The 21,556-nt window shown below is 44.0% G+C and carries 16 protein-coding genes and 1 pseudogene; 4 read left to right on the top strand and 13 right to left on the bottom strand.

The window, feature by feature from the left end:
• Positions 1 to 57: 57 nt before the first annotated feature.
• Positions 58 to 1,053 (bottom strand): cytochrome d ubiquinol oxidase subunit II, encoded by a 996-nt coding sequence (gene cydB / locus ACOV1R_RS11865; protein ID WP_003641325.1) that lies wholly within the window; start codon positions 1,051 to 1,053, stop codon positions 58 to 60.
• Positions 1,046 to 2,485: a cytochrome ubiquinol oxidase subunit I gene (locus ACOV1R_RS11870; RefSeq protein WP_003641324.1), complete on the bottom strand. Its 1,440-nt coding sequence runs from the start codon at positions 2,483 to 2,485 to the stop codon at positions 1,046 to 1,048. Before ACOV1R_RS11870 ends, cydB begins: the two co-directional genes overlap by 8 nt.
• A 424-nt stretch (positions 2,486 to 2,909) precedes the next feature.
• Between ACOV1R_RS11870 and ACOV1R_RS11875 the strand changes: the two genes are divergently transcribed.
• Together ACOV1R_RS11875 and ACOV1R_RS11880 are read left to right on the top strand one after the other, a co-directional pair.
• Positions 2,910 to 5,627 (top strand): serine aminopeptidase domain-containing protein, encoded by a 2,718-nt coding sequence (locus tag ACOV1R_RS11875; RefSeq protein WP_064523059.1) that lies wholly within the window; start codon positions 2,910 to 2,912, stop codon positions 5,625 to 5,627.
• Positions 5,628 to 5,698: 71 nt separating this feature from the next.
• Positions 5,699 to 5,875, top strand: a complete 177-nt coding sequence (locus ACOV1R_RS11880; protein WP_003641322.1) for a hypothetical protein — start codon at positions 5,699 to 5,701, stop codon at positions 5,873 to 5,875.
• Positions 5,876 to 5,967: 92 nt separating this feature from the next.
• On the opposite strand, the gene ACOV1R_RS11885 is transcribed toward ACOV1R_RS11880, so the two are convergent.
• From ACOV1R_RS11885 to ACOV1R_RS11900, 4 genes are all read right to left on the bottom strand, one after another.
• Positions 5,968 to 6,549: an ECF transporter S component gene (locus ACOV1R_RS11885; RefSeq protein ID WP_003644117.1), complete on the bottom strand. Its 582-nt coding sequence runs from the start codon at positions 6,547 to 6,549 to the stop codon at positions 5,968 to 5,970.
• 120 nt (positions 6,550 to 6,669) lie between these two features.
• Positions 6,670 to 8,097: an amino acid permease gene (locus tag ACOV1R_RS11890; protein ID WP_003641320.1), complete on the bottom strand. Its 1,428-nt coding sequence runs from the start codon at positions 8,095 to 8,097 to the stop codon at positions 6,670 to 6,672.
• A gap of 436 nt (positions 8,098 to 8,533) precedes the next feature.
• On the bottom strand, positions 8,534 to 9,505 hold the full coding sequence (locus ACOV1R_RS11895) for an AEC family transporter (protein WP_003644116.1): 972 nt from the start codon (positions 9,503 to 9,505) through the stop codon (positions 8,534 to 8,536).
• 41 nt (positions 9,506 to 9,546) lie between these two features.
• On the bottom strand, positions 9,547 to 11,190 hold the full coding sequence (locus tag ACOV1R_RS11900) for a malolactic enzyme (protein ID WP_015380027.1): 1,644 nt from the start codon (positions 11,188 to 11,190) through the stop codon (positions 9,547 to 9,549).
• Positions 11,191 to 11,364: 174 nt separating this feature from the next.
• Here ACOV1R_RS11900 and ACOV1R_RS11905 point away from each other — a divergent pair, with 174 nt between their 5' ends.
• Positions 11,365 to 12,267, top strand: coding sequence for a LysR family transcriptional regulator (locus ACOV1R_RS11905; protein WP_003641317.1), 903 nt, complete (start codon positions 11,365 to 11,367; stop codon positions 12,265 to 12,267).
• 176 nt (positions 12,268 to 12,443) lie between these two features.
• Here the strand turns inward: ACOV1R_RS11905 and ACOV1R_RS11910 are convergent, their stop codons facing one another.
• From ACOV1R_RS11910 to ACOV1R_RS11940, 7 genes and pseudogenes are all read right to left on the bottom strand, one after another.
• The gene (locus ACOV1R_RS11910; RefSeq protein ID WP_015380026.1) at positions 12,444 to 13,325 is read right to left on the bottom strand and encodes a LysR family transcriptional regulator; all 882 of its coding nucleotides are present in this window, start codon (positions 13,323 to 13,325) and stop codon (positions 12,444 to 12,446) included.
• On the bottom strand, positions 13,322 to 13,858 hold the full coding sequence (gene citX, locus ACOV1R_RS11915; RefSeq protein WP_003644113.1) for a citrate lyase holo-[acyl-carrier protein] synthase: 537 nt from the start codon (positions 13,856 to 13,858) through the stop codon (positions 13,322 to 13,324). Before citX ends, ACOV1R_RS11910 begins: the two co-directional genes overlap by 4 nt.
• A 164-nt stretch (positions 13,859 to 14,022) precedes the next feature.
• Positions 14,023 to 15,411: a flavocytochrome c gene (locus ACOV1R_RS11920; RefSeq protein WP_128485057.1), complete on the bottom strand. Its 1,389-nt coding sequence runs from the start codon at positions 15,409 to 15,411 to the stop codon at positions 14,023 to 14,025.
• A gap of 172 nt (positions 15,412 to 15,583) precedes the next feature.
• Positions 15,584 to 16,966, bottom strand: a complete 1,383-nt coding sequence (locus ACOV1R_RS11925) for a class II fumarate hydratase (protein ID WP_003641313.1) — start codon at positions 16,964 to 16,966, stop codon at positions 15,584 to 15,586.
• A gap of 474 nt (positions 16,967 to 17,440) precedes the next feature.
• Positions 17,441 to 18,827, bottom strand: a pseudogene (gene ltrA, locus ACOV1R_RS11930) (group II intron reverse transcriptase/maturase).
• Between the two features lie 578 nt (positions 18,828 to 19,405).
• Entirely contained in the window at positions 19,406 to 19,642 is a 237-nt protein-coding gene (locus ACOV1R_RS11935) for a flagellar biosynthetic protein FlhB (protein WP_003641311.1), read from the bottom strand.
• A 298-nt stretch (positions 19,643 to 19,940) separates the two neighbouring features.
• Positions 19,941 to 20,135, bottom strand: coding sequence for a hypothetical protein (locus tag ACOV1R_RS11940; RefSeq protein WP_054519285.1), 195 nt, complete (start codon positions 20,133 to 20,135; stop codon positions 19,941 to 19,943).
• A gap of 342 nt (positions 20,136 to 20,477) precedes the next feature.
• Here ACOV1R_RS11940 and ACOV1R_RS11945 point away from each other — a divergent pair, with 342 nt between their 5' ends.
• Positions 20,478 to 21,068: a helix-turn-helix domain-containing protein gene (locus ACOV1R_RS11945; RefSeq protein WP_064523062.1), complete on the top strand. Its 591-nt coding sequence runs from the start codon at positions 20,478 to 20,480 to the stop codon at positions 21,066 to 21,068.
• The last annotated feature ends 488 nt before the right edge of the window (positions 21,069 to 21,556 follow it).

A 21,556-nucleotide genomic window follows, 5' to 3' on the forward strand; every position in this document is an offset into this window, starting at 1 on the left:
TGCTGTTAAATTAATTGTACCACCGCACCAGTGATACTGTCGTCATCTGCATTTGAATTACGATGCCAACCGTTTATAGAAGACCCAGTAACTCCAAATAAAGTAGATCAACATAATCGGTAATACCGATAATGAGATTACAGTCATCAGATGCAACGTATATGGTGAATTAGACGCATCTTTAATCAGAATGCTGTATGCAGAATTGTTCGCCACCATGACACGTGGGAATAGTCCATTGAACAGGAGCACGACCACGTCGATCAGTGAGAGACCACTGCTAATAAATGAGAGCCATTCATGATTTCCATAAACACCCCAAGTTGCCAAGACCGTCAAAGCCACTAAGGCGACCACTAAAATCGTGGTTGAGATTGGTTTCTTGGTAAAGAAATCGGTGTTAAAGAACAGCAGAATTGCGAAGACAACTTCACCGGCAAACAGGACCCAGTATAACGGTTTGGCCCACTGAAGCGCCCGTTCACGCAACGTCCCGGTCGTCTTCAGACGAATAAAGTTTAACCCGTGCAAATAGCAGAGTAACGTTACGGCAACCCCACCAACGATTGAGAACAAGTTCACGTAATCGGTGAAGTGGGCAGTCATATCGCCATTGGCATTGATTGGCATCCCTTTGACCAAAGCAGTAAACATCATCCCAAATAGGAAGGCAGCAAAGAAACTACCTAGGGCTGCGGCCCATTCCCAGAAATTCCGGCCGGCGTCACTTTCCATCCGGCTTCTAAATTCAAATGAGACCCCTCGCATAATGAGGGCCACTAGAATCAACAATAAGATAAGATAGAATCCGGAGAATAAGGAAGCATACCACATTGGGAACGACGCAAACATCGCCCCACCAGCAGTGATCAACCACACTTCATTGGCATCCCAATGTGGGCCAATCGTATGAATCACAACATCGCGCTCAGCGCGTGTTTGGGCTAAGCTCTTAATCGTCATCCCAACCCCGAAGTCAAAACCTTCAAGGAAGAAGAAACCACTAAATAGAACGCCCACCAGAATAAACCATAAGAATTGTAGATTACTCATGACTGAACGCCTCCTTACCATAAGGATCGTACGGTGCGTCATCGCTAGCTTGTAACAAATCATCAGGTCCTTGGTGTAAGGCACGCCGTGATAAGACGATCATGACAATGCCTAAGCCACTGAACAAGCAGAAGTACACGATGTTAGAGATCAGCAACGAAGCGACACTAACATTTGGTGAAACGGCATCTGCAATCGTCAGTAAACCATAAACAACCCATGGATAACGACCTAATTCAGTAATCAGCCACCCGGCCGTGTTTGCGGCGAATGGTAAGAACGTACAGATTCCTAGTACCCACAGGAACCAGCGCTGCCGCTCAATCAGCGTTGACTTTGCACGGTTGAAGTATAGACCGATAATGGCAATCAGTGCGAAGAGCCCACCAGCTACCGTCATGACCCGGAAGCTCCAGAAAAGCGTCTTTGTTGGCACGTAGTAGTTCATGTCCTTACCAAATTTCTTGTCATACTTGGCATGAAGTTCCTTGTTAAGGGTATTTTGTCCCTTCACATTACCGGACAACTTATGATAGCTTAAAATATCCAACACATACGGGATTTCAATCGACCAGTTGGCCTTATGGTTCTTAGTATCCATCCCTTCAATAACTGCCCATGAAGCTGGCGAGCCGGAATCCTTATATAAGCCTTCCGTTGCGGCAAACTTCATCGGTTGTTCTTTAATGATGTAACGCGTCTGTAAATCTCCCATTCCAATCACACCGATGGAAGCAACCAGGCCAACGATTAAACTGACCTTGATCGATTTGCGGAAGAACGTGACGTTTTTCTTTTTGAGTAACGCAAACGCCGCCATCCCAGCAACCACAAATGAGCCGGTAACAAACGCCCCAAACAACACATGTGGTAATTCATACCAGAGCTGTTCGTTCTTGACGACTGCTGCAAAGCTCGTCATCTGTGCACGACCAGTCTTGGTATTGATCATGAAACCAACTGGATTTTGCATGAAACTGTTCGCTGCTAAAATCCACATCGCGGAAATCATCGTCCCAATCGACGTTAGCCAGATAAACGCACAGTGGAGCTTGGCATTAAACCGATCCCAACCAAACATCCATAACCCAATAAACGTGGATTCCATAAAGAAGGCAACTAACGCTTCAATCGCTAGTGGCGCCCCAAAAATGTCACCCATAAACCGTGAATAATCAGACCAGTTCATCCCAAATTGGAATTCTTGTATAATCCCTGTCACGACACCAACGGCAAAGCTAAGTAAGAAAATGCGGCCCCAAAATTGTGCCATGTGCTTGTACATGATGTCTTTTTTGACAACATACACCGTTTCCATGATGGCAACAACCAAGGCTAAGCCGATTGATAATGGCACAAAGAAGAAATGAAACACCGTGGTCATCGCGAACTGAAAACGCGCCAAGGATAAAATACTTAATCCGAGATTCATAATGGTCCCCCCTTTATTAATTTATTCCCTACGAAAGCGGAAACACTTTATTCACCTTTCATAATAGCAAGTGATAAGTGAAATTTCAATCAATCTCAACTTTTATTCCCAAAATAGTCAAAGCCGCTAATTTTCAAGGCCACTATTAGTACGCTTATTCGTTTGTAAGTTCACATTTTGCAATCTGGCATCTGCTGGTAAAATCACGCGTGACTCCCGCGAATAACTGAGCTTGTCGCATCATAAAAATCAATCATCGTACTCAATCAGTTAACAAATTAGTTCATACAATAAACAACTGATGCCGTTATTAAAAAAGTACCTCATTTAACAAGTTTAGCCCGCGAAAACGCAAACAAGCCTGGGTTGTCGTGCTATATTTTAAAACGTGCAATAGAATAAAACGTTACGAGGAGTAAATATAATGAAAAGGAATTCACAACAATCAACCACCGTTGATCATTATAAAATGTTCAAAGATGGCAAACATTGGGTTTACGCGGGGATTACCATTGCGGGGCTCGGTAGTACGTTAATGCTGACGACTAACGCCTTAGCAGCAACGGCTACCCCCGTTAGTGCCACGACCACTTCTGCGGCCAACGCCCCAGCTAGCGTTGCCAGTCAACTCAGCCAAGCCGCCGGGGCAACGGCAACCGTGTCAACCACGACAAGTAGCATGACTACTGGTGAAGACAGTAATACCACGTCAAATACCGACAGCAGCGCTACCACTGACACCAATCAAATTACGACTAGTACTAACGCTACTGAGACTAGCGCGACTGAACAAGCCACAAGTGCAGCGTCAGCTACCGACCAAGCTAGTGAGGTTGCTAACAGTGCGAGTGGCACAGTAACTAGTCAGACGACCAGCGCTACTAATTCGACGGCAGACAATACCATAAGTGGTAACGAACAGGCCGCTAGCTCAGCGACGAGTGACGCTACTCAAGTCACGGATATGGCGACAGCCACGACTAAGTCAACGACCGATTCAGCTATTGATTCAGCTATTGATTCAACTGATGATACGAGTACCAACACCGATTCGACCGCTGCGGCAACGCCAACTAGTGTGGCGACGACCAGCGCGGCTAGTGCCGCGACAAGTGACAGCGGTCATGGCTTAATCTACGAAACCAACGACACGACTGGCAATCAAAAGAGTACGGTCACCATTACACAAAGTGGCCCTTACAGTGTGACCTGGAAAAAAGTTACTACCTCTGATAAGACGGACACCACCACGGTCACGTTAGATGCCAGTGATATTGTGGCCGTCGTTAATACGATCAAGGACTTAGCAAATCAAGCAGCGACCCCGTCTGGCCAAGAACAATTAGCAGCAGCCAAAGCCAAACTGACGACAATTCTTGACGAGTTGAAAGAACTCCCCACAGATATCGCCAGCACGATCGTGGGTAATGTACTCTACCCAATCGTCTTCACGGGAACTGGCTCAGAAGCCCTCTCTAATCTACGTACTGAAATGAACCAGCACCGCTATGACATCTCCAATACGTGGACCGGCCTCGATCCAGTCGCTTATGCTGCTGACCGGGCTGCGGCCGAAGAATATTATCCGACAACAGTTACTTGGTGGGATAACGTTACCAAAGAAACCTGGACCCTGCCTGAATACAATGACCCGACGCAGTCTGTCCGTGCTTACTATATTCAAAACGGTGATTCCACCAAGACCGTCATCATCGGCCAAGGTTGGACGGAACATGTTGATTGGATCGGCTACGTTTCAAAGATTTGGTATGACATGGGTTATAACGTCCTCATGCCGAGTCAACGTGGCCAGTTCCTAAGTGACGGTGATAACTTAACGTTTGGTTATCAGGACAAGTATGACTGGCTGAATTGGGTTAAGATGGTCGACGAACGCAATGGCGCCGACAGTCAAGTCGTCTTTTATGGTCAATCATTAGGTGCCGACACCGTGTTAGAAGCAGCCTCAGTTCCTGGACTTTCAAAATCCGTTAAAGCAGTTGTGTCGGACGCCGGGTACGCAACCTTACCAGAACTAGGTAGTTCGCTATACAACAAAGCCATCACCGCCGTTTCAAACGCACTTCAATCCGTTGGTCTGCCAGCCATCACGAGCCTGCCCTTCTTATCCTATGATAAAATTGTGGCCGCGATGAACGCTCGTTTGATCAAGGAACAAGGTTTCAGTGTCGATGACTTATCAGCAACCGATGCAGCTAGCAAAATCACTATCCCGTTACTCTTGATCCACACGCAAGACGACGCCTTCATTCCATATACTCAATCATTGGAATTAGCGGCCGCCAATCATTCTGCCAACCAAGAAGTTTGGATCTTACCAGGGACTGTCGGTGGTCACGCTGCGGCTAATAACGCGATCCTACAATACCGCCAACACTTGTTAGCTTTCTTAACACCATTGCTATCCGTAGCGGATGCTGAAGATGAAGCAGTTGATGTTGATCAAGTAACGGATAATCGTAATCAGGGAGCGGCTGACAACGGTACAACGACCGATTCCACAGCACAGGACAATGTTACCGATGAAACGACGGCTGATGAGGCCATCAGTGACCATCAAACTATCGTGGATAACACGACCACTGACACTACCGACATAACTAGTGATACAACACCGGACACGACCAATCATGCGAAACCTAATGATGATTCAACGACTAGTTACGTTGACTTGAACGACACGGATAACGCAGTGGATAGTGATTCCGACACGGCGGTTGACGCAACACGTGCGACGACCACTGTGAACCAGACAAGCACTATCGATCAGAGCAACGTGATTAAGGGCCAAGTCAGTGATTCAATTATGGTCGGTTCAACCGCCACGACTAACACTGACTGGTTAGTTAATCACGATGACAGCGGTTCGGCCGTCACGGCTAGTCTGCTTCAAGATTATAGTGACCAGGAAGCAAGTGTGACGACGCCAGCCACGGTATCTGCCACAACAACTAATACTGACAGTGCCGACTTAGTTGCCGTCTCCTCACCAGCATCCAAAGCCACAACTGAGCTCCCGCAGACCGACGAAACAACTCAGTCATGGCTCGCAACGCTGGGTACCAGTCTCTTAGCCCTAGCAACGGGAATTTGGGCCCAAGTTCGGCGACGTTTTAATTAGTGAACTTTTACCTGTTACGTCCACTGGTGTGTTATCCTTAATAAAACTATCGTGCGAAAAGAGGCATCATCATGGATATTGGAACACAAGTGACGTTCATTTTGGAAGGCCAGACTTATACCGGGACCATTGCGAAAAGTTACACTAATTCGTATTTAATCACCTTTACAAGTCCTGATCCAGCCATCGTTGATAAGTATCACAACAAAGTAATTATTAGTCAGAAACAAGTTCAAGCCGTTAAATAGCGATTTAAAACAGCCACCCTTGAAATTCAGGAGATTTCAAGGGTGGCTGTTTTAAATTTGAATTGATTCAAGCTAGCTGTCACTTTAGCGACTTATTTTTTAAAACGTAGTAATGGTGTCCCGATCAGTGGTGTGAGAATTCCAGCTAAAATCGCTTCCGGAATCCCATTCGAGGCCACGATCGTTAACAAGTACGGCATTAGTTTGCTCAAATTAACTTGATAAAAGCCGGCTGCTTGATGACTATAGAGTAGCCCAATCAAACCTAAGACTAGAATCGTGTTCGTTAATGCCCCGGCCACGCCCGCCAGCGTCATCCCCAACACTTTTTGATGCCGCTTCTGAAACCAAATAAAGACCCAACCGGCTATCAAACCGACGAGAATCCGGGGTATCACCGAAATCAATGGATTGGTAAATACGATTGGTGCTAAGGGACTCGTCGGTGCGACGAACGCCCGTATCCACGCAATAATTCCCCATGCGCCCCCAATAATTGCCCCATCACGCGGTCCCAAGACCACGGCGGCCAGGATAACCGTCACGTGAATTGTCGTAATACTCAATCCTGGTAATGGAATGTACCCAAAAAACGGAACAATATTCTGAATGATCACGATTGCCATTAGTACCGCTAATACACTGATATGATAGGCGTTTGAACGTCTCTGCATCATCAGCCACCTCAACTCTCTTTACCTTATGAATTATGCGCTTAATTATAGCATATCTCAAAGCTTAGTAGCCGCGAAAAGAATGGGTGCTTACCCGCCCCGGTAAGCACCCACTATTAATTACGATTTTGATTCTTTGGCACGTAACCCTGCTCGAATACGGGAGTGCCGATAACTATAGGCAAAGTAAATCACGATGCCAATAACCAGCCAAATACCAAACATATGCCACGTAAATGCCTGCAAATTAAGCATCAGGTAGACACATGCGAGGAACGAGACAACTGGTAACACTGGATAAAATGGTACTTTAAATGAACTATTGATTTGTTGTAGCGTTTCGTGTCGACGCAGGAAGACAACACCGATGGACACCATAGCGAATGCAAATAGCGTTCCAATATTGACTAACTCCGCAATTTTATCTAATGGAATCACAGCCGCAAATACACTGGCAATAATGCCAAAAATCCAAGTACTCTTAACCGGCACTTTGGTGTGGGGACTGACCGTCCGAAAGACTTTTGGTAACAACCCATCTCGGCTAATCGCAAACAGTAACCGGGTCCCACCATATAACATGACAATCAAAACGGTCGTCATACCGACAACGGCACCCAGTGACACAATCCCCGCCGCCCAGTTTTGATGAATGACGGCTAAGGCATACGCCACGGGATCACCCACGTTAAGCTTACTGTAATGCACGACCCCGACCAGAACGGCGGCCATTGCCACGTATAAAATCGATGCTACGACTAACGAACCGACAATTCCGATTGGCATATTACGCTTAGGATTTTTCACTTCTTCTGAAGCAGTCGACACCGCATCAAACCCAATATACGCGTAGAATGCTAACGACGCGCCTTTGACCAGTCCGCTAACACCATGGGGCATGAACGGATGATAATTGGCAGGTTTCACAAAGAAAATTGCCACGCCAATGAAAAGAACAATCACTAGAATCTTAACGATTACCATAATTGAATTGACCCGTGTTGACTCTTGTAACCCACCGACCAATAACAGTGAGACAGCCAAAACCACGACAAAAGCAATTAAGTTGAATCCAGCACCACTGACACCGGCAGTACCAGCTGCGGCGGTCAGAAATGTTGGTAGTTTTAGGCCAAAGCCGCTCATTAAATTCTGAAAGTACGATGACCAACTTACCGCCACCGAAGATACCGCGAATAAATATTCTGAGATCAGAGACCAACCAAGAATCCACGCTAAGAATTCCCCAAAAACGGTATAAACGTAAGTATAAGCACTCCCCGCCAAGGGAATGGTTGAAGAAAATTCAGCGTAACATAATGCGGCCAGCGAACACACGACCGCAGCAATCACAAATGAGAGCATGGCAGCCGGACCGGCATACTTAGCGGCGATAATTCCGGGGGTGATAAAAATCCCAGAACCCACGATTGCGCCAACACCCATCATGGTTAAACTAAATGCGCTCAACGTCTTTTCGAGGCCACCCTTATTAAAATTAGCTGGATTGACTGATTTTTTAACCAGCAATCGTTGTGATGCTTTCATCCGGTACGCCTCCTAATCTAAATCTTAATAATGCAACGTTGTTAATTCTATTAATTTTTGTGCAATTAGTCAAGTAAATCTAACAATTTCAATCAATTCCTAATTGAATCCTTTCAAGGCAGCACTTTACAGCATTGGTTATTTTAAACAAATTTATTAATAATCCATAAGATTCACTAATTTTAATTTAACCGCATTATTATGGGTTACGACTTAAATTTGTTTCTATCATATTCATCTGTTTAAACGCAATCGCCACAAGCTTGTGTCTTCAAGCACTCCTTTCGTAAAAGATTAAGGTCGGTCAGCTGAAATAATTCGACTGATCGACCTTAATTTTAACCTTTAACATATTTTAATCGGGTTCAACTCAAGCAGTTTTGATCAAAAAAAGAAGCATCCCGTCTCTTTCAACCGGAATACTTCTAAATAAACTTTAAATATATTGGATCAAGGTCATCAAGACTGGCACAACCACGATGAACAACACGGTACTCGTTGTCACGATGTTAGTGGCGTATTCCACGTCACCATGTGCTTCGTTAGCCAAGATTGGTAACACGGCTAGCATTGGCGTTGCTGATTGAACAATCAAGGTTTGCGATGCTAAGGTTGGGAAACTTGCACCGAGATTACCAGCAACCATCAAGACAAGAATCATGATGATTGGTGACAAGATGAAGCGACCAATCAACGCAACAATCGTATCACGGTCAAAGCGAATACTCTTCAGACCAGCGTCGGCTAACACGATCCCGATATAAATCAAGGAAAGTGGTGTTACTAAGTTTCCAACGTAAGTCAACGTTGAACTGACAAATGATACCTTCATGATTGGAATATTTAGCAGTAAGAAAATTAATGCAACTAAGAAACCAACCAATGGCATTGGAATGACTTTCTTCCAATCAATCTTGTTATGCGTCTTTTCCTTGGATTTCGTCGGGTCGTCGTTTGAAATCAAGAAGACCCCAAATGCCCATGTCGAAACGGTATTAACAATATAGTAAACAAGGAAATACGTCATACTCTTGTCACCGAACAACGCAATGTTCAAAGGTAACCCAATGAAAATCGTGTTGGCGTTGACGATCGCATTGATGAAAATCCCCTTACGACCTGGACGGACCCGCATAATTTTAACTAGCGCAAAGGCAATCAAGTAGCCAATAATCACGGCTAGAAATGCATATGCCAAGTAACCTGCAAATGATCCTAATTGCCCACGAGTTAGTCGGCTCAGCACAGATACGAAAATCGATGCTGGCAAAGCGATATTTTTGATAAATTTGGAAATTGTTCCAGCAAACTTATCATCAAACCAACCTGCTCGTCGTAGGACGAAACCTAATATCATGATCAAAACGACAACTAAGACGCTTTGAATTGAATTCCATAAAACTCCCATGTGCTCTTATACCCTCTTACAATTCTCTTATTTTACCGACACTATTTGCTGATGGCCCGGTATTCTGGGACCCACTTCATATCAGCAACCGCTTGTTTAGCATCTGCAATTGGTTCTTTGTTGAGCTTCTGATCGATAACACTTTGTGCCACGACTTCAGCTAATTTTTGTGAAAATTCAGTAATTTTCGCAACTGGTGGCAATACTGCGGCACCCGGCTTCGACGTATCAACGATTCCACCTAATGCGTGGCAGGCTGCTGACAAGGTTTCAGCGTTCAGCACCTTGGCTGTTGAAGCAATCAAACCAAATCCTAAACCAGGGTACATCAAGGCGTTGTTTCCTTGACCGATTTGGTAAGTGACACCTTTGTATTCAACATCATCAGCTGGAATCCCAGTCGCAACTAAGGCCCGGCCGTCAGTCCATTTGATTAAGTCTTCCGCTTTAGCTTCCGCTAACTTGGTTGGGTTAGAAAGTGGGAAGATGATTGGCCGTTCCGTGTGCGCCGCCATTTCCTTAATGATGCTTTCAGTAAAGGTACCAGGCTGAGTCGATGTCCCAATCATAACGGTTGGGTGAACGGCTTTAACAACGGCTTCCAAGTTGGTTAATTCGTCGGCGTTGCTAAATTCACTCCGTTTGCGCGTGAAGGCTTTTTGGGCTGGGGTTAAACTTTCCGTGTCGTCAAATAGTAAACCTTGCTTATCAACAGCGTAGAAGTGTTGTTTAGCTTCTTCTTCTGTTAAACCAGCTTGCATCAATTCATCCAAGATTTGGTTGGCAATTCCCATACCGGCCGTTCCGGCACCAAATGATAAGATTTTTTGGTCCTTGATGCTTTCCTTTGAAATGTTCAATGCGCCTAAGATACCAGCTAAAACAACCATCCCGGTTCCTTGGATATCATCGTTAAAGGTTGCGATTTGATCCTTGTACTTGTCCAAGATTACTTGAGCATTGTCGCGACCGAAATCTTCAAAGTGTAACAATGAATCTGGGAATAATTGTTGTTCAGCAGCAACGAACTTGTCGATCACATCATAGTATTGTTCGCCGGAAACACGCTTGTGCCGGTTACCAAGATACAATGGATCATCTAATAATTTCTGGTTGTTTGTTCCAGCATCGATGCTAACTGGCAGTACTTGTGATGGGTCAATGCCGGCAGCGGCGGTGTAAACCATTAATTTACCAATGGCAATATCAACACCGTTAACACCCCAGTCACCCATACCAAGAATACCTTCAGCATCCGTAACAACGACTAACCGAATATCACGGCCGTCCGCTGCATTCTTCAAAGTTGCTTCAATATCTTCAGGTGCATCTACGGAAACAAAGGCCGCATTTTGTGGGTCCAAGAACAATTCATTATATTGTTCAATGGAATCGGCAACGACGGGATCATAAACGATTGGCATAAATTCAACCACGTGTTCATCCATCAAATGGAAGAATAGTGTCCGGTTTTCGTTAAAGAGATTCATTAAGAAAATCCGTTGTTCCAAACGACTGGGCTTGCTCTTGAATTGGGCATAAGCTTGCGTCGCCTGTTCATCAATTGTTTGAACCTTGCTTGGTAACGTCCCCGTCAAACCAAGTGCTTGACGTTCCTCTTTGGTAAAGGCAGTGCCTTTATTTAAGAATGGGTTATTTAAAATTTCACTTGCAGTTTTTGTCATTACTGCGGCCTCCTAATTAATTTACATTTTCATCAATTTTCATTGCTAGGAAAAACGTCCTATCAATTTACAAGTAATACTGTAACGCCAGTAAAATGTTATAGTCAAAACTATGATATGATATAAATATATTAAATAAGGTCGCTACAAAAGCTGATTTAGAAAGGAATAAAAATGAACACAAAAGACTTAGCTTATTTCGATGAATTAATTTCTCAAAAAAATTTTTCAAAAGTTGCGAAAACATTCGGTGTGAGCCAACCAACTGTGACCACCGCAATCAAACGCCTGGAGTCTGAATTCGGGGCACCACTCGTGATTCGTGACCGTGTTAAAAATACGTTACACGTCACTGCTAGCGGGGCGCAACTTGCTGAACACGCTAAAATCGTTTTACATGAGTTACGCCTCGCCCACCAAGAAATCGACAATCTATCCCAAAATCGACTGATTTTAGGATTACCGCCAATTATTGAAAACCATTATTTTCCAAAAATCGGTGCCCGATTGGCCGCGGAAGGGCTATTAGCCGGTCTCGAAACCATTGAGGGGGGCTCGATTTGGCTACGTAACGCTGTGCGGGACGGTCGCGTTGACATGACCCTACTTGGTTCGGTGGAGCCGCTCGCTTACCAAACGTTGATTGCCGAAGAATTTGACCGTCAGCCCTTCTGTATCTACGTGTCCAAACAACATCCGTTAGCACAACGTAAACGGGTCTACTTTAACGAACTACGACGTGAAAAATTTGTTTTCTTTAATAGTAATTTCATCCATAATACGGCCTTCAACAAACTCACGCGCCGGAATCACTTTCGCCCCAACATCGTCTTTCGTTCCAACGATACCCACGTTTTAATGAAATTGATTGGTGAAAATGTCGGCATCGGTTTCTTTACCAAAATCGTCGATCACTACCGTACTGACGTCGTACGACTGGACTTGATGGACATTGAACCCCCTGAATTCATCACAAGCATCGTCTACCGAACAACCCATATTCTGACCCCCGTGCAGCAACAGCTACTGACCATTTTGCACGAAACATTAGCGGTTGACACTGATCAGACCGATTAAGCAAAACTGCACCACCCTTACAGAATAGTCTGTGAGGGTGGTGCAGTTTTCGTAATCAAGACAAATTGCGATATATCCAAATGAAACAATCGTGAAGACACGTCAATCTCAAAGTAAAAGTTGAACCACTCAAGGAATCGTGCTGTTCACTTAGACAGATGGCTCAGTCGCGACGTTTAAATCTTCATTTTAAGTAATTGATCAATAAACCGTTGTTCATCAGTGGTTGGTAAGTACCCAGCCCGTGTGACCACCGAGATATTGAAGCTGACCGGCAATTGATCTTTGATTTCCAAACATACGACGCCATCATCCGCTTTAACCACATCACGAACCAGTAAGCTAATGCCCAAGTTGGCTTTAACTAAGGCTTTGACCCATGAGATATCGGGGGTCCGGTAGATAACTTCTGGATGTACCCCGGCAAAGTCACAATAGGCTCGGAAGGCTTGTGGGTGCACGTATTTGCCATCTAATCCAATGAACTGTGCCTGACCGAGATCCTTAAAACTAACGGCGGCTTGTTTCGCCAAACTATTTTGAGGACTCACGATAATACTGAATGGCCGTGCCCCTAAGTGAACCGCACTAACTGTCGGCAAATCAAATGGTAAGTAGGACCCTAATAACGCGATGTTGATCTCACCATGCACTAACTTACGCAATAGCTCATCTGAGCCCGTTTCCGTTATTTTTAACTGTTGCAGTAACCCGTTCTGAAGTAACTTTTCCGCAATTTGAGGGAAATATAAAGTGCCAATAATTGGTGGTAAGCCAAAACGAATATCAGTCTGTAACGTACTCTGAATTTCGCGATGAGCAAGTTGCAAACTCGCCTGGATCTGGCGTGCATTCTTGTAAAGCAGCTGACCGGCCCGGGTAATATTTGTCTGTTGATGGCGACGGTCTTGAATCACCAATTTGACTGCAAACTCTTTTTCCAATCGATGAATTGCTTGAGTCACTGCCGGTTGTGAAACCGCAAACTGCTTGGCGACCATCGTATAATTTTGGCAATCAACTAACGCCCGAAAATAATCTAAATCACGTGTATTCATCCGCGCTCACCAAATTCCTTCATATACATCGCCGCAATCTTTTGCTGTAGCTCAGCCACTGAATGCCGCCGTGAACGCGCGCAATCCTTGGCTTCACGGTGACATAATAAGCAACGACGCTTCGGCAGCCCCAAATCCGTCCGCGACAGCGCGCGCTGTGAACCCGCTTGTAAGATATCAATATCATATAAGCGACCTAACGGATCGTGTTCTTCAAAAGCGACCGCCAGCCGTTTGCTAGTCGCAAAGTCAGTCGTCAGAATCAAGAACCGCTCATTACCCGCCGGATGATTCCAATCAGCTGCCACCGTGTATGTCGACAACTCAGCTTCAAACCGCTGGACACCGGCCAAAAACAACCGTCGTAGTGCAGCGTTATTCTTAATCGGTCCCGGAATATTCAACTTAATTGCCGCAATCGTGGCCCGGGGGTTAGTCGCTGTCAACTGTTGCTGATACGCGACCCGTTGATCACGGGCTGCTAGCATTGCCGTGATTGTTTGCGGTTCACCGGTTGTAAAAATCGTCGCCATGCTTGTCACTTTCTTCCTATATGTTTGTTATATTTCCAGCTTAACCGAAATTAGTCGATTTTTAAACTAATTTCTTTGGTCTCTAACTACAGCCCAAATCAAAAATAGCCCACGCACCGATTACTCAAGCGCATGGACTATTGATTTGGGTTAGTCAAAATAACTTATTGTAAATATTTGAACATCTGTTGTCCGGCTTGACGGCCAAAGATTACCGTTTCAGCGATTGAGTTACCACCAATCCGGTTATTGCCGTGGAGACCGCCGACCACTTCACCGGCTGCAAACAGGCCGGCAATTGGTCGTTCGTCCTGATTCAACACTTGGGTTGCTGGATTAATGGCAATCCCACCCATCGTGTAGTGAACAGCTGGCGCAATGTGAATTGAGTAGAACGGTCCCGCCGCAATATCGCGATCCATCCCAGTCGTCCGGTTAAAGGCCGCATCATTATGGTTAGCGACTGCCTGATTCCAGTCAGCCACCGTCTGTTTAAGCGTCGCAGCGTCTAAGCCGGTCGCAGTCGCCAGTGCTTCCAAGTCAGTCCCAGTCTTTACCAGGCCAATGTGATCATAGAATTCAACCGCTTTGACCCGGTCACGAATACCGCGGTCAAAGATCAAGTAGGCACCAGTACCACCCAGTTGGTCGATAGCGGCCGTCACGTTCTTACGCGTGTCGAGTTCATTGACGAAACGAGCCCCCTGGTTATCGACCAAAATCGCACCTTCGCCCCGAACCGCTTCACCGATTAAATAAGCATGATCTGTATTTTGTTGGACCGTCGGATGAACTTGGACTTGGTCCATATCAACCAACTTAGCCCCAATAGCTTGTGCCAACAGAATCCCATCTCCAGTCGCGCCCGGCTGATTGGTCGTCTGATAGTTTTTAAGATCATCACGATACTGGCCTAACAAGGTCTTATTCGCACCGAAGCCACCGGTTGCTAACAAGACGGCTCCAGCCGTAATCGTGACAGCTCCATCTGGGGTTGTTGCCTTGACGCCACTAATTTTGCCGGCTTCGACGAGTAGTTCATCGACTTTGACATCTGTGAAGAGTGGTAACTGGTCAGCCGCCACTTGTTTCAACAACTCAGTGACTAAGAAACCACCAATGGGAGCCATGGAACTTGGCCGATGAGTCCGCATCACACTCATCCCACCAGTAATCGTCAAATCATCCAACTTAATGCCGTGGTCTGCTAACCAGTCAATTGCGAGCGCACTGTGTTCCGTGAAGAATTTCAACAGTGCTTGGTTATTCATACCGCCACCACCTTTAAGGGTTTCGCCGTAGAAATCGCCAAAACTATCAACAATATGGTGATGCAATTGGACGTTCGTCTCCGCCGCATTCATACCGGATGAAGCCCGGGTGGTGTTACCACCGATTTTCGGCATTTTTTCTAAAATAACCGGGTTCAGGCCCAATTCATGTGCCTGGATTGCCGCAGTCAAACCCGCGCCCCCCGATCCAATAATCACTACGTCATAGTTCGGTTTTAGATCCGCTAAGGCGGTTGGTGTAAATGTAAACTTTTCAGCCATTGATTGCCACTTCTCCTCTCAATTCGTCCGGGGTATTCCCCAGGATGGAACCAAAATCTCATTTATTATTGTCGTTAACTGGACACGGGCCACCATTCCAAGTCTAGGAACAATGACCCGTGCCACCTTGATCCACGTTAACGGTTCAACGCCGATCAATACTTATTTTAGCTTAATCATCAATATTCGTCATATCCAGTGGAACCATCCATTCATCGAATTGTTCCGCGGTTACTTTGCCAGACTTGATGGCTGCTTCACGCAATGTCGTCCCCGCTTTTTCAGCTGCTTGAGCAATCATCGCACTATCATGATAGCCAATATGTGGTGACAATGCCGTAACCGTCATCAAGGAACTGTCGACTAACTCTGCCATCCGGTCTTGGTTGACCGTCAAACCAGCAATCATTCGGTCAGTGAAGCCGGTAATCGTTCCAGCTAACAATTCAGCAGATTCAAGGAAGGCATCAATCAAAACGGTCTTGTAAACGTTCATTTCAAAATTACCTTGGCTAGAAGCTAAATCGACGACCACGTCATTCCCCATAACTCGTACCGCTGCCATAGTGATGGCTTCAGCTTGGGTTGGGTTAACTTTCCCAGGCATGATTGATGAGCCGGGTTCGTTAGCCGGAATGTTTAATTCGTCATAACCGGCCCGTGGACCGCTTGCCAAGAACCGCACATCATTGGCAATCTTCATCAAATCGGCTGCTAGGGTCTTGATGGCCCCGTGAACCACGTTTAAGCCAGAATGATGGGCCAAACCATAGAACTTATTGGAATCAGCCGTAAATTCAATCCCATACAATTTGCTCATCGCCGCAGCAATATTTTCAGCAAAATGAGGGGCAGCATTTAGACCAGTCCCAACGGCGGTCCCACCCATTGCAAGCTCGCCTAACGTTGGATTCAACTGTTTTAAGTAGGCAATATCATGTTCAATCGCACTGGCCCAACCACTCACTTCTTGGCCAAAAGTTAATGGCGTTGCATCTTGAAGATGGGTCCGGCCGATCTTTACTACCCGCCAGTACTTCTTTTGTTTGATCTTCAATTCCGCTAATAAGTGTTCCGCTGCGGCAATCAGCTTATCCACGGCAACTGCGGCCGTAATGTTCATCGCCGTTGGGAAGATATCGTTAGAGCTTTGACCATGGTTAACATCGTCGTTCGGCAAGATTTCAATATCAGGATTGATCTTACCAGCCATGTGTGCGACCACTTCATTAACGTTCATATTCGTTTGCGTCCCCGAACCAGTTTGGTAAACAACCAGCGGAAAGTCCTTACGCAAATCTTCATCGTCGAGCGCTAATAACTTATCAATGGCAGCCACGATTAAATCAGCTTTTTCAGCAGTCATTGCTTCAACTTCTTTATTCGCAATCGCTGCGGCCCGCTTAATTTGAAGTAATGCCCGAATCATTTCCAACGGCATCTTCGTACCAGTCGGAAAGTTATGGCGACTCCGTTCTGTCTGAGCACCCCATAAGGCGTTCGCAGGAATTTTAACTTCGCCTAAAGTATCTGATTCAACTCGATATTCTGTCATGTTGATAACCTCCAATTAATGTGTTGGTAAGCGCTTACTAAGTGTGTGAAAAAAATAACATTTAGTTTATAATCCTAGTTTAGCGCCCCCATATAGCTATAGTCAAACTCAGTTTTAGCTATAAGTATTAGTTATGAGGTTTATGTATCAGTATATTAGCATACAAAGATTGCTTAGAATGAGTTCTAGATAAAAATGTTTATTTTTTCACATGTTCTTATTTATTCCTCTTGCTTAATTTTACTCATAATTGTCACTTTTTCTTATTTGTAGACCTAAATATACCAAACCACAAAATATCGAGTCATAGTTGAAAAGAGATGAAATCAGGCAAATCAAAAGAACGACGTATGGTTAACTAGTAAAACTTTTTTATCAAATTCGGTTGCAATCGAGTAGGAGGTAATTGATTATTTCAATTACCGACCTCTCACACCACCGTACGTACGGTTCCGTATACGGCGGTTCAATAATTTAAGCACTCTGTATTTGCTGGAGTGTCTTGGACAGGTTTATTAGTCCAAGACGCTCCAGCTTTTGATTTGTATACGTATAGGTTAGTGTTTTATTATGGGCAATTCGCCAATATCCCTTGCGGGTATTGGCATTAGTCTTGGCCTGTTCCGGTGTCATTCCTAGCTTAATTAGCTCACGATATCGGGTTTTGATTTTCTTCCACCGTTTCCATATCAACTGTCTAATCCTACTTCGCAACCATTGGTCCAGTTGTTGAATAAACGTCTTCATCTTGCCAATCCCATAGTACTGTAGCCATCCTCGCATTTTCTGTTTAATTTTCTTCATCAACATTAACCAACTAATTCCACGACTTCGCCCAGTCATTATCTTAAGGGCTTGTTTGATTCGCTGTTTCACGACCTTGTGCGGTCGTGCATATGCCCCATTACGGTCTACACCGAGCGTAAATCCTAGAAACTTTAGTCGGAGTGGTGAGCCAACCGTCGTTTTATGACAGTTAATTGTTAGTTTCAACTTAATTTCAAGAAAGATTGTGACATTGCGTAAGACTCGTTCTCCCGCTCGCTTACTTCTGGCATAAATATTACAGTCATCGGCATAGCGCACAAATCGGTGGCCCCGCTGGGTCAATAGCTTGTCCAACTCGTTGAGATAAATATTGGCCAGCAGCGGCGACAGGTTCCCACCTTGTGGTGTTCCCTTCGTCGTCTTTCGAAACAGCTCGCCATTCATGACCCCGCTTGTTAGGAAGCGCCGAATTAGGTGGAGTAGCCATGGATCAGTTACTCGTTGTTTGATGAAGTTCATTAGTAAGTCGTGGTTAACCGTATCAAAGTATGCCTTTAAATCGAGGTCTACCACATAGTGGTAGCCTTGATTGTAGAGTTCGGTGACACTTTGAATCGCGTCATGCGCACTCCGACCTGGTCGGAATCCATAGCTATTGTCGGAAAATACTTGTTCGTATATCGGCGAAAGCACCTGTACCACAGCTTATTGGATCATACGATCAACAACTGTAGGTACTCCCAGTTTTCTGGTTGAGCCATCGAGTTTTGGTATCTCTACCCGTCTGACTGGTTGCGGCCGATATATTCCATTACGTAAACTCTCTAGGAGTTCTTCCCGGTTCTTGTAAATATATTCGGCCAGTTGGTCAACGGTCATGCCGTCAATTCCAGCTACGCCCTTATTCCTCCGAACACGCTTAAACGCTAGGTTCAGATTACTACTTGCAAGGAAGGACCCGGTCTACAAATTGAATGCCATCCTGCGCCGTACTTTCACCGTTAGTAGTACGATGCGCCCCAAGATACTCTTTGTCTTCCAGACTATTCATCCCTTGGCGGTCAGCTTGTTCTGTTTTCTGCAATCTTCGCACTACCAACACCTCCAGTATCGGTGAGAATTATTATTGTTCAGTCCTTCATCTGCCATACGGCAGATTACTATGACCTCGGCTGACTAGTTTACTCCTGTAAACCCATATCGGCGTCCTTGTTGGGAGCTTATCCGACAGGCCTCCCCGGGTAAGAATGATAGCTTTCATACCATGCAACCGTTGGCTTTACTAACTTCGACTTCAAGTAGTGTAGGACTTCAGTTTGTGAAGCAACTTCATCCAGTCTAATCAGCCTTGTAGCCACTTCTTGTACATCGGTTCGGTATTTTGTCTTAGGCTTCCTTCAGACTCCGTCTCACGGCGAACGCCCTTGCCCTCAACTCGTGGTTCCGACTACTACGGCCCACAGCGGACTTACACCGCCTAGTTATCACCCATGCCGGGCGCACTTCAAAAAAGAATCCAATTCATAAATGAATTGGATTCTAGATATAACTTCATCGACACTGGTTGACAGAAGCCCCTTATTGATGCTAGCCATGGCATTTCAGAAAAGCACAATGCCTCTTTATAAATCCATTGAAAATGCCGCGTCAGACACTAATCCTGGTATTTTCTTAGCGATTCAACCATAGTCCAAGTACTAAAAGAACAATCATGATACCTAAAATTTTGGCGTGGTTCCAATACTTAAACAGCAAGTCAATAATTGCAATCACAACAAATACAATCAGCACCGACATAAAATACAACCAAACATTGCCATTAACACTAACTGTCACAACAAAGCCAATAACGGCTAGCCATGGTAAATATTTATCAATAAATAGCTTAAAATTTGGGTATTGATCCATAATTAATCCACCCTAACCACCTTATATTTCTTTACAAACGACTGAATACGTGAAGCCTTTTTACGAATGTGTTTCCTAGATTTATTCGTATAAATATGAATAACTGTTTTATATTGTACTACATACTTGTTAGCGCGCTTATACGCCCACGCAGTTAAATAAGTATTTCCTGCAGGAAAATAGCTCCCAAAAAATGTACCCCCGAACATCCAAATTGCTTGTCCGCCATATTTGGACGCAAGCGCCTGTACTACGTAAGTCATGATTGCTGCAGACCCAGACTTCTTTAACTTTTTTGTTATTTTAACAGTTTTTTGAATTTTTTCCTAAGTTTCCATTTTCCCTTAGGCTTAGGTGCAACTCTCTTATACTTGGCTGCCTGTGCATGTATTTCACCTATACTTTCTGAAAAACCATCAAAACTTGAAAATACACTAAGTGAAAGTATCATAGTGGTCAAAATCAGCATAGCAAAAAATTTCTTTAATGTCATCTTTATATTCTCCTCAAAGAGTATATTTATAACTAATCATTATCATATTTAATAAAGGAGCACTATTGAAAAAAGCGCAAAAACATTTTGCAGTATTTATACTTCAGTAGCTCCCAATACACGTTTTTGCTTTTCATAAGATTATCCACCAACAATCCAGCTTAACGTCATAATTCCAAGCATCGGTAAATAGGCTAAAAAAGAATAATATCGTCGTATATGTCTAATCTTCATTAAAAATTCCCTCCTAATACGTATTTATATTCATTTTATTTCATAGTTCAATGATACTGTGAACTTTGTGCAAAACTCGCACAAAATATTAAAATTAGGTGTGAATTCATGAATACAGGAGAAATGATTCATATGTTACGGAAAAACAAAGGAATGTCTCAACTTGAATTAGCAAAAAATATAACAACACGACGTTCCATAGGTGAGGTCGAGCACGGTTATAAAGATTTGCCATATACCACAATGATCAAAATAATTCAGAGATTAGGAATTTCGCTTAGCAATTTTGAGGAGTACAGACAGGGGCACCAATTTTCTGCCGATCAGGCACTGATAAATGAGTTTGAAAGTATCTCAGATACTTCTGAAGTTAAAAAAATGAAATCTATTTTGAAAAAGGCTCGACAGCTGGAAGAAAAATCGACGTTACGCTATATCCATTATATAATTTGTGTTTTAGATGCTCTTATACACGTTGATACGTACAATTGCGATCAACTTACTAACCTTGTCAAACCTGTCTGGAACGAATTGTCTACGGTAAGTGTCTGGAATCATACAGACCTTTTTATTATTAATAATTTACTATATATTTTTGACTTCCAAACTGCACTAAGAATTGGGAAAAAATTATTACTAAACTTAACCAGTATGGAGATAATAATGTTTTACTACAAAATGCTATTTATTCTAATTTAGCATTCATTAACATGACCAACTCCAATGCATTCGGTAAAAGCATAACAATTAACTATTTACAAAAAAGTATCGAGTTAACCAAACACGCTCACCGGTATGATTTACTATTATTGAGTAAGATCCGTTTAGCAATGGTATTGCAACAATACGAAGAAGCAAAAAAAATGTGCTCAATACTTACGCGCATGGGGGCTAATAACATTGTCAATCTGGTCTACCAAGATTTTCCTATTCTTGTAACCTAAATTCACTAATACTATCACTTATAACTTCCCCCGATTTATTCACAAAAATAAATTTAGCGTAGTACAACTGAATTTAAGTTAAAACTTGGGATTAACCGTCTTAGTTTATTATTTTGCCCCATAAACCTCGATGCGAACAAGCGCCACACATGTTGTTAATGACGAATTTACAATTGAAGTGCAACAAGTAAGAAAAAAATAAAAAAGAACTCATAGCCTGAGTCCTATAAAATGAAGTCACCA

Origin of the sequence: Lactiplantibacillus sp. YT640 (assembly GCF_049745435.1) — a bacterium.
GTDB classification, from domain to species: domain Bacteria; phylum Bacillota; class Bacilli; order Lactobacillales; family Lactobacillaceae; genus Lactiplantibacillus; species Lactiplantibacillus plantarum.

Bases quoted from the DNA above. Each gene is read 5' to 3' on its own strand.
- cydB (WP_003641325.1), bottom strand. From the start codon at position 1,053: ATGAGTAATCTACAATTCTTATGGTTTATTCTGGTGGGCGTTCTATTT.
- ACOV1R_RS11870 (WP_003641324.1), bottom strand. From the start codon at position 2,485: ATGAATCTCGGATTAAGTATTTTATCCTTGGCGCGTTTTCAGTTCGCG.
- ACOV1R_RS11875 (WP_064523059.1), top strand. From the start codon at position 2,910: ATGAAAAGGAATTCACAACAATCAACCACCGTTGATCATTATAAAATG.
- ACOV1R_RS11880 (WP_003641322.1), top strand. From the start codon at position 5,699: ATGGATATTGGAACACAAGTGACGTTCATTTTGGAAGGCCAGACTTAT.
- ACOV1R_RS11885 (WP_003644117.1), bottom strand. From the start codon at position 6,549: ATGCAGAGACGTTCAAACGCCTATCATATCAGTGTATTAGCGGTACTA.
- ACOV1R_RS11890 (WP_003641320.1), bottom strand. From the start codon at position 8,097: ATGAAAGCATCACAACGATTGCTGGTTAAAAAATCAGTCAATCCAGCT.
- ACOV1R_RS11895 (WP_003644116.1), bottom strand. From the start codon at position 9,505: ATGGGAGTTTTATGGAATTCAATTCAAAGCGTCTTAGTTGTCGTTTTG.
- ACOV1R_RS11900 (WP_015380027.1), bottom strand. From the start codon at position 11,190: ATGACAAAAACTGCAAGTGAAATTTTAAATAACCCATTCTTAAATAAA.
- ACOV1R_RS11905 (WP_003641317.1), top strand. From the start codon at position 11,365: ATGAACACAAAAGACTTAGCTTATTTCGATGAATTAATTTCTCAAAAA.
- ACOV1R_RS11910 (WP_015380026.1), bottom strand. From the start codon at position 13,325: ATGAATACACGTGATTTAGATTATTTTCGGGCGTTAGTTGATTGCCAA.
- citX (WP_003644113.1), bottom strand. From the start codon at position 13,858: ATGGCGACGATTTTTACAACCGGTGAACCGCAAACAATCACGGCAATG.
- ACOV1R_RS11920 (WP_128485057.1), bottom strand. From the start codon at position 15,411: ATGGCTGAAAAGTTTACATTTACACCAACCGCCTTAGCGGATCTAAAA.
- ACOV1R_RS11925 (WP_003641313.1), bottom strand. From the start codon at position 16,966: ATGACAGAATATCGAGTTGAATCAGATACTTTAGGCGAAGTTAAAATT.
- ACOV1R_RS11935 (WP_003641311.1), bottom strand. From the start codon at position 19,642: ATGGATCAATACCCAAATTTTAAGCTATTTATTGATAAATATTTACCA.
- ACOV1R_RS11940 (WP_054519285.1), bottom strand. From the start codon at position 20,135: ATGACATTAAAGAAATTTTTTGCTATGCTGATTTTGACCACTATGATA.
- ACOV1R_RS11945 (WP_064523062.1), top strand. From the start codon at position 20,478: ATGAATACAGGAGAAATGATTCATATGTTACGGAAAAACAAAGGAATG.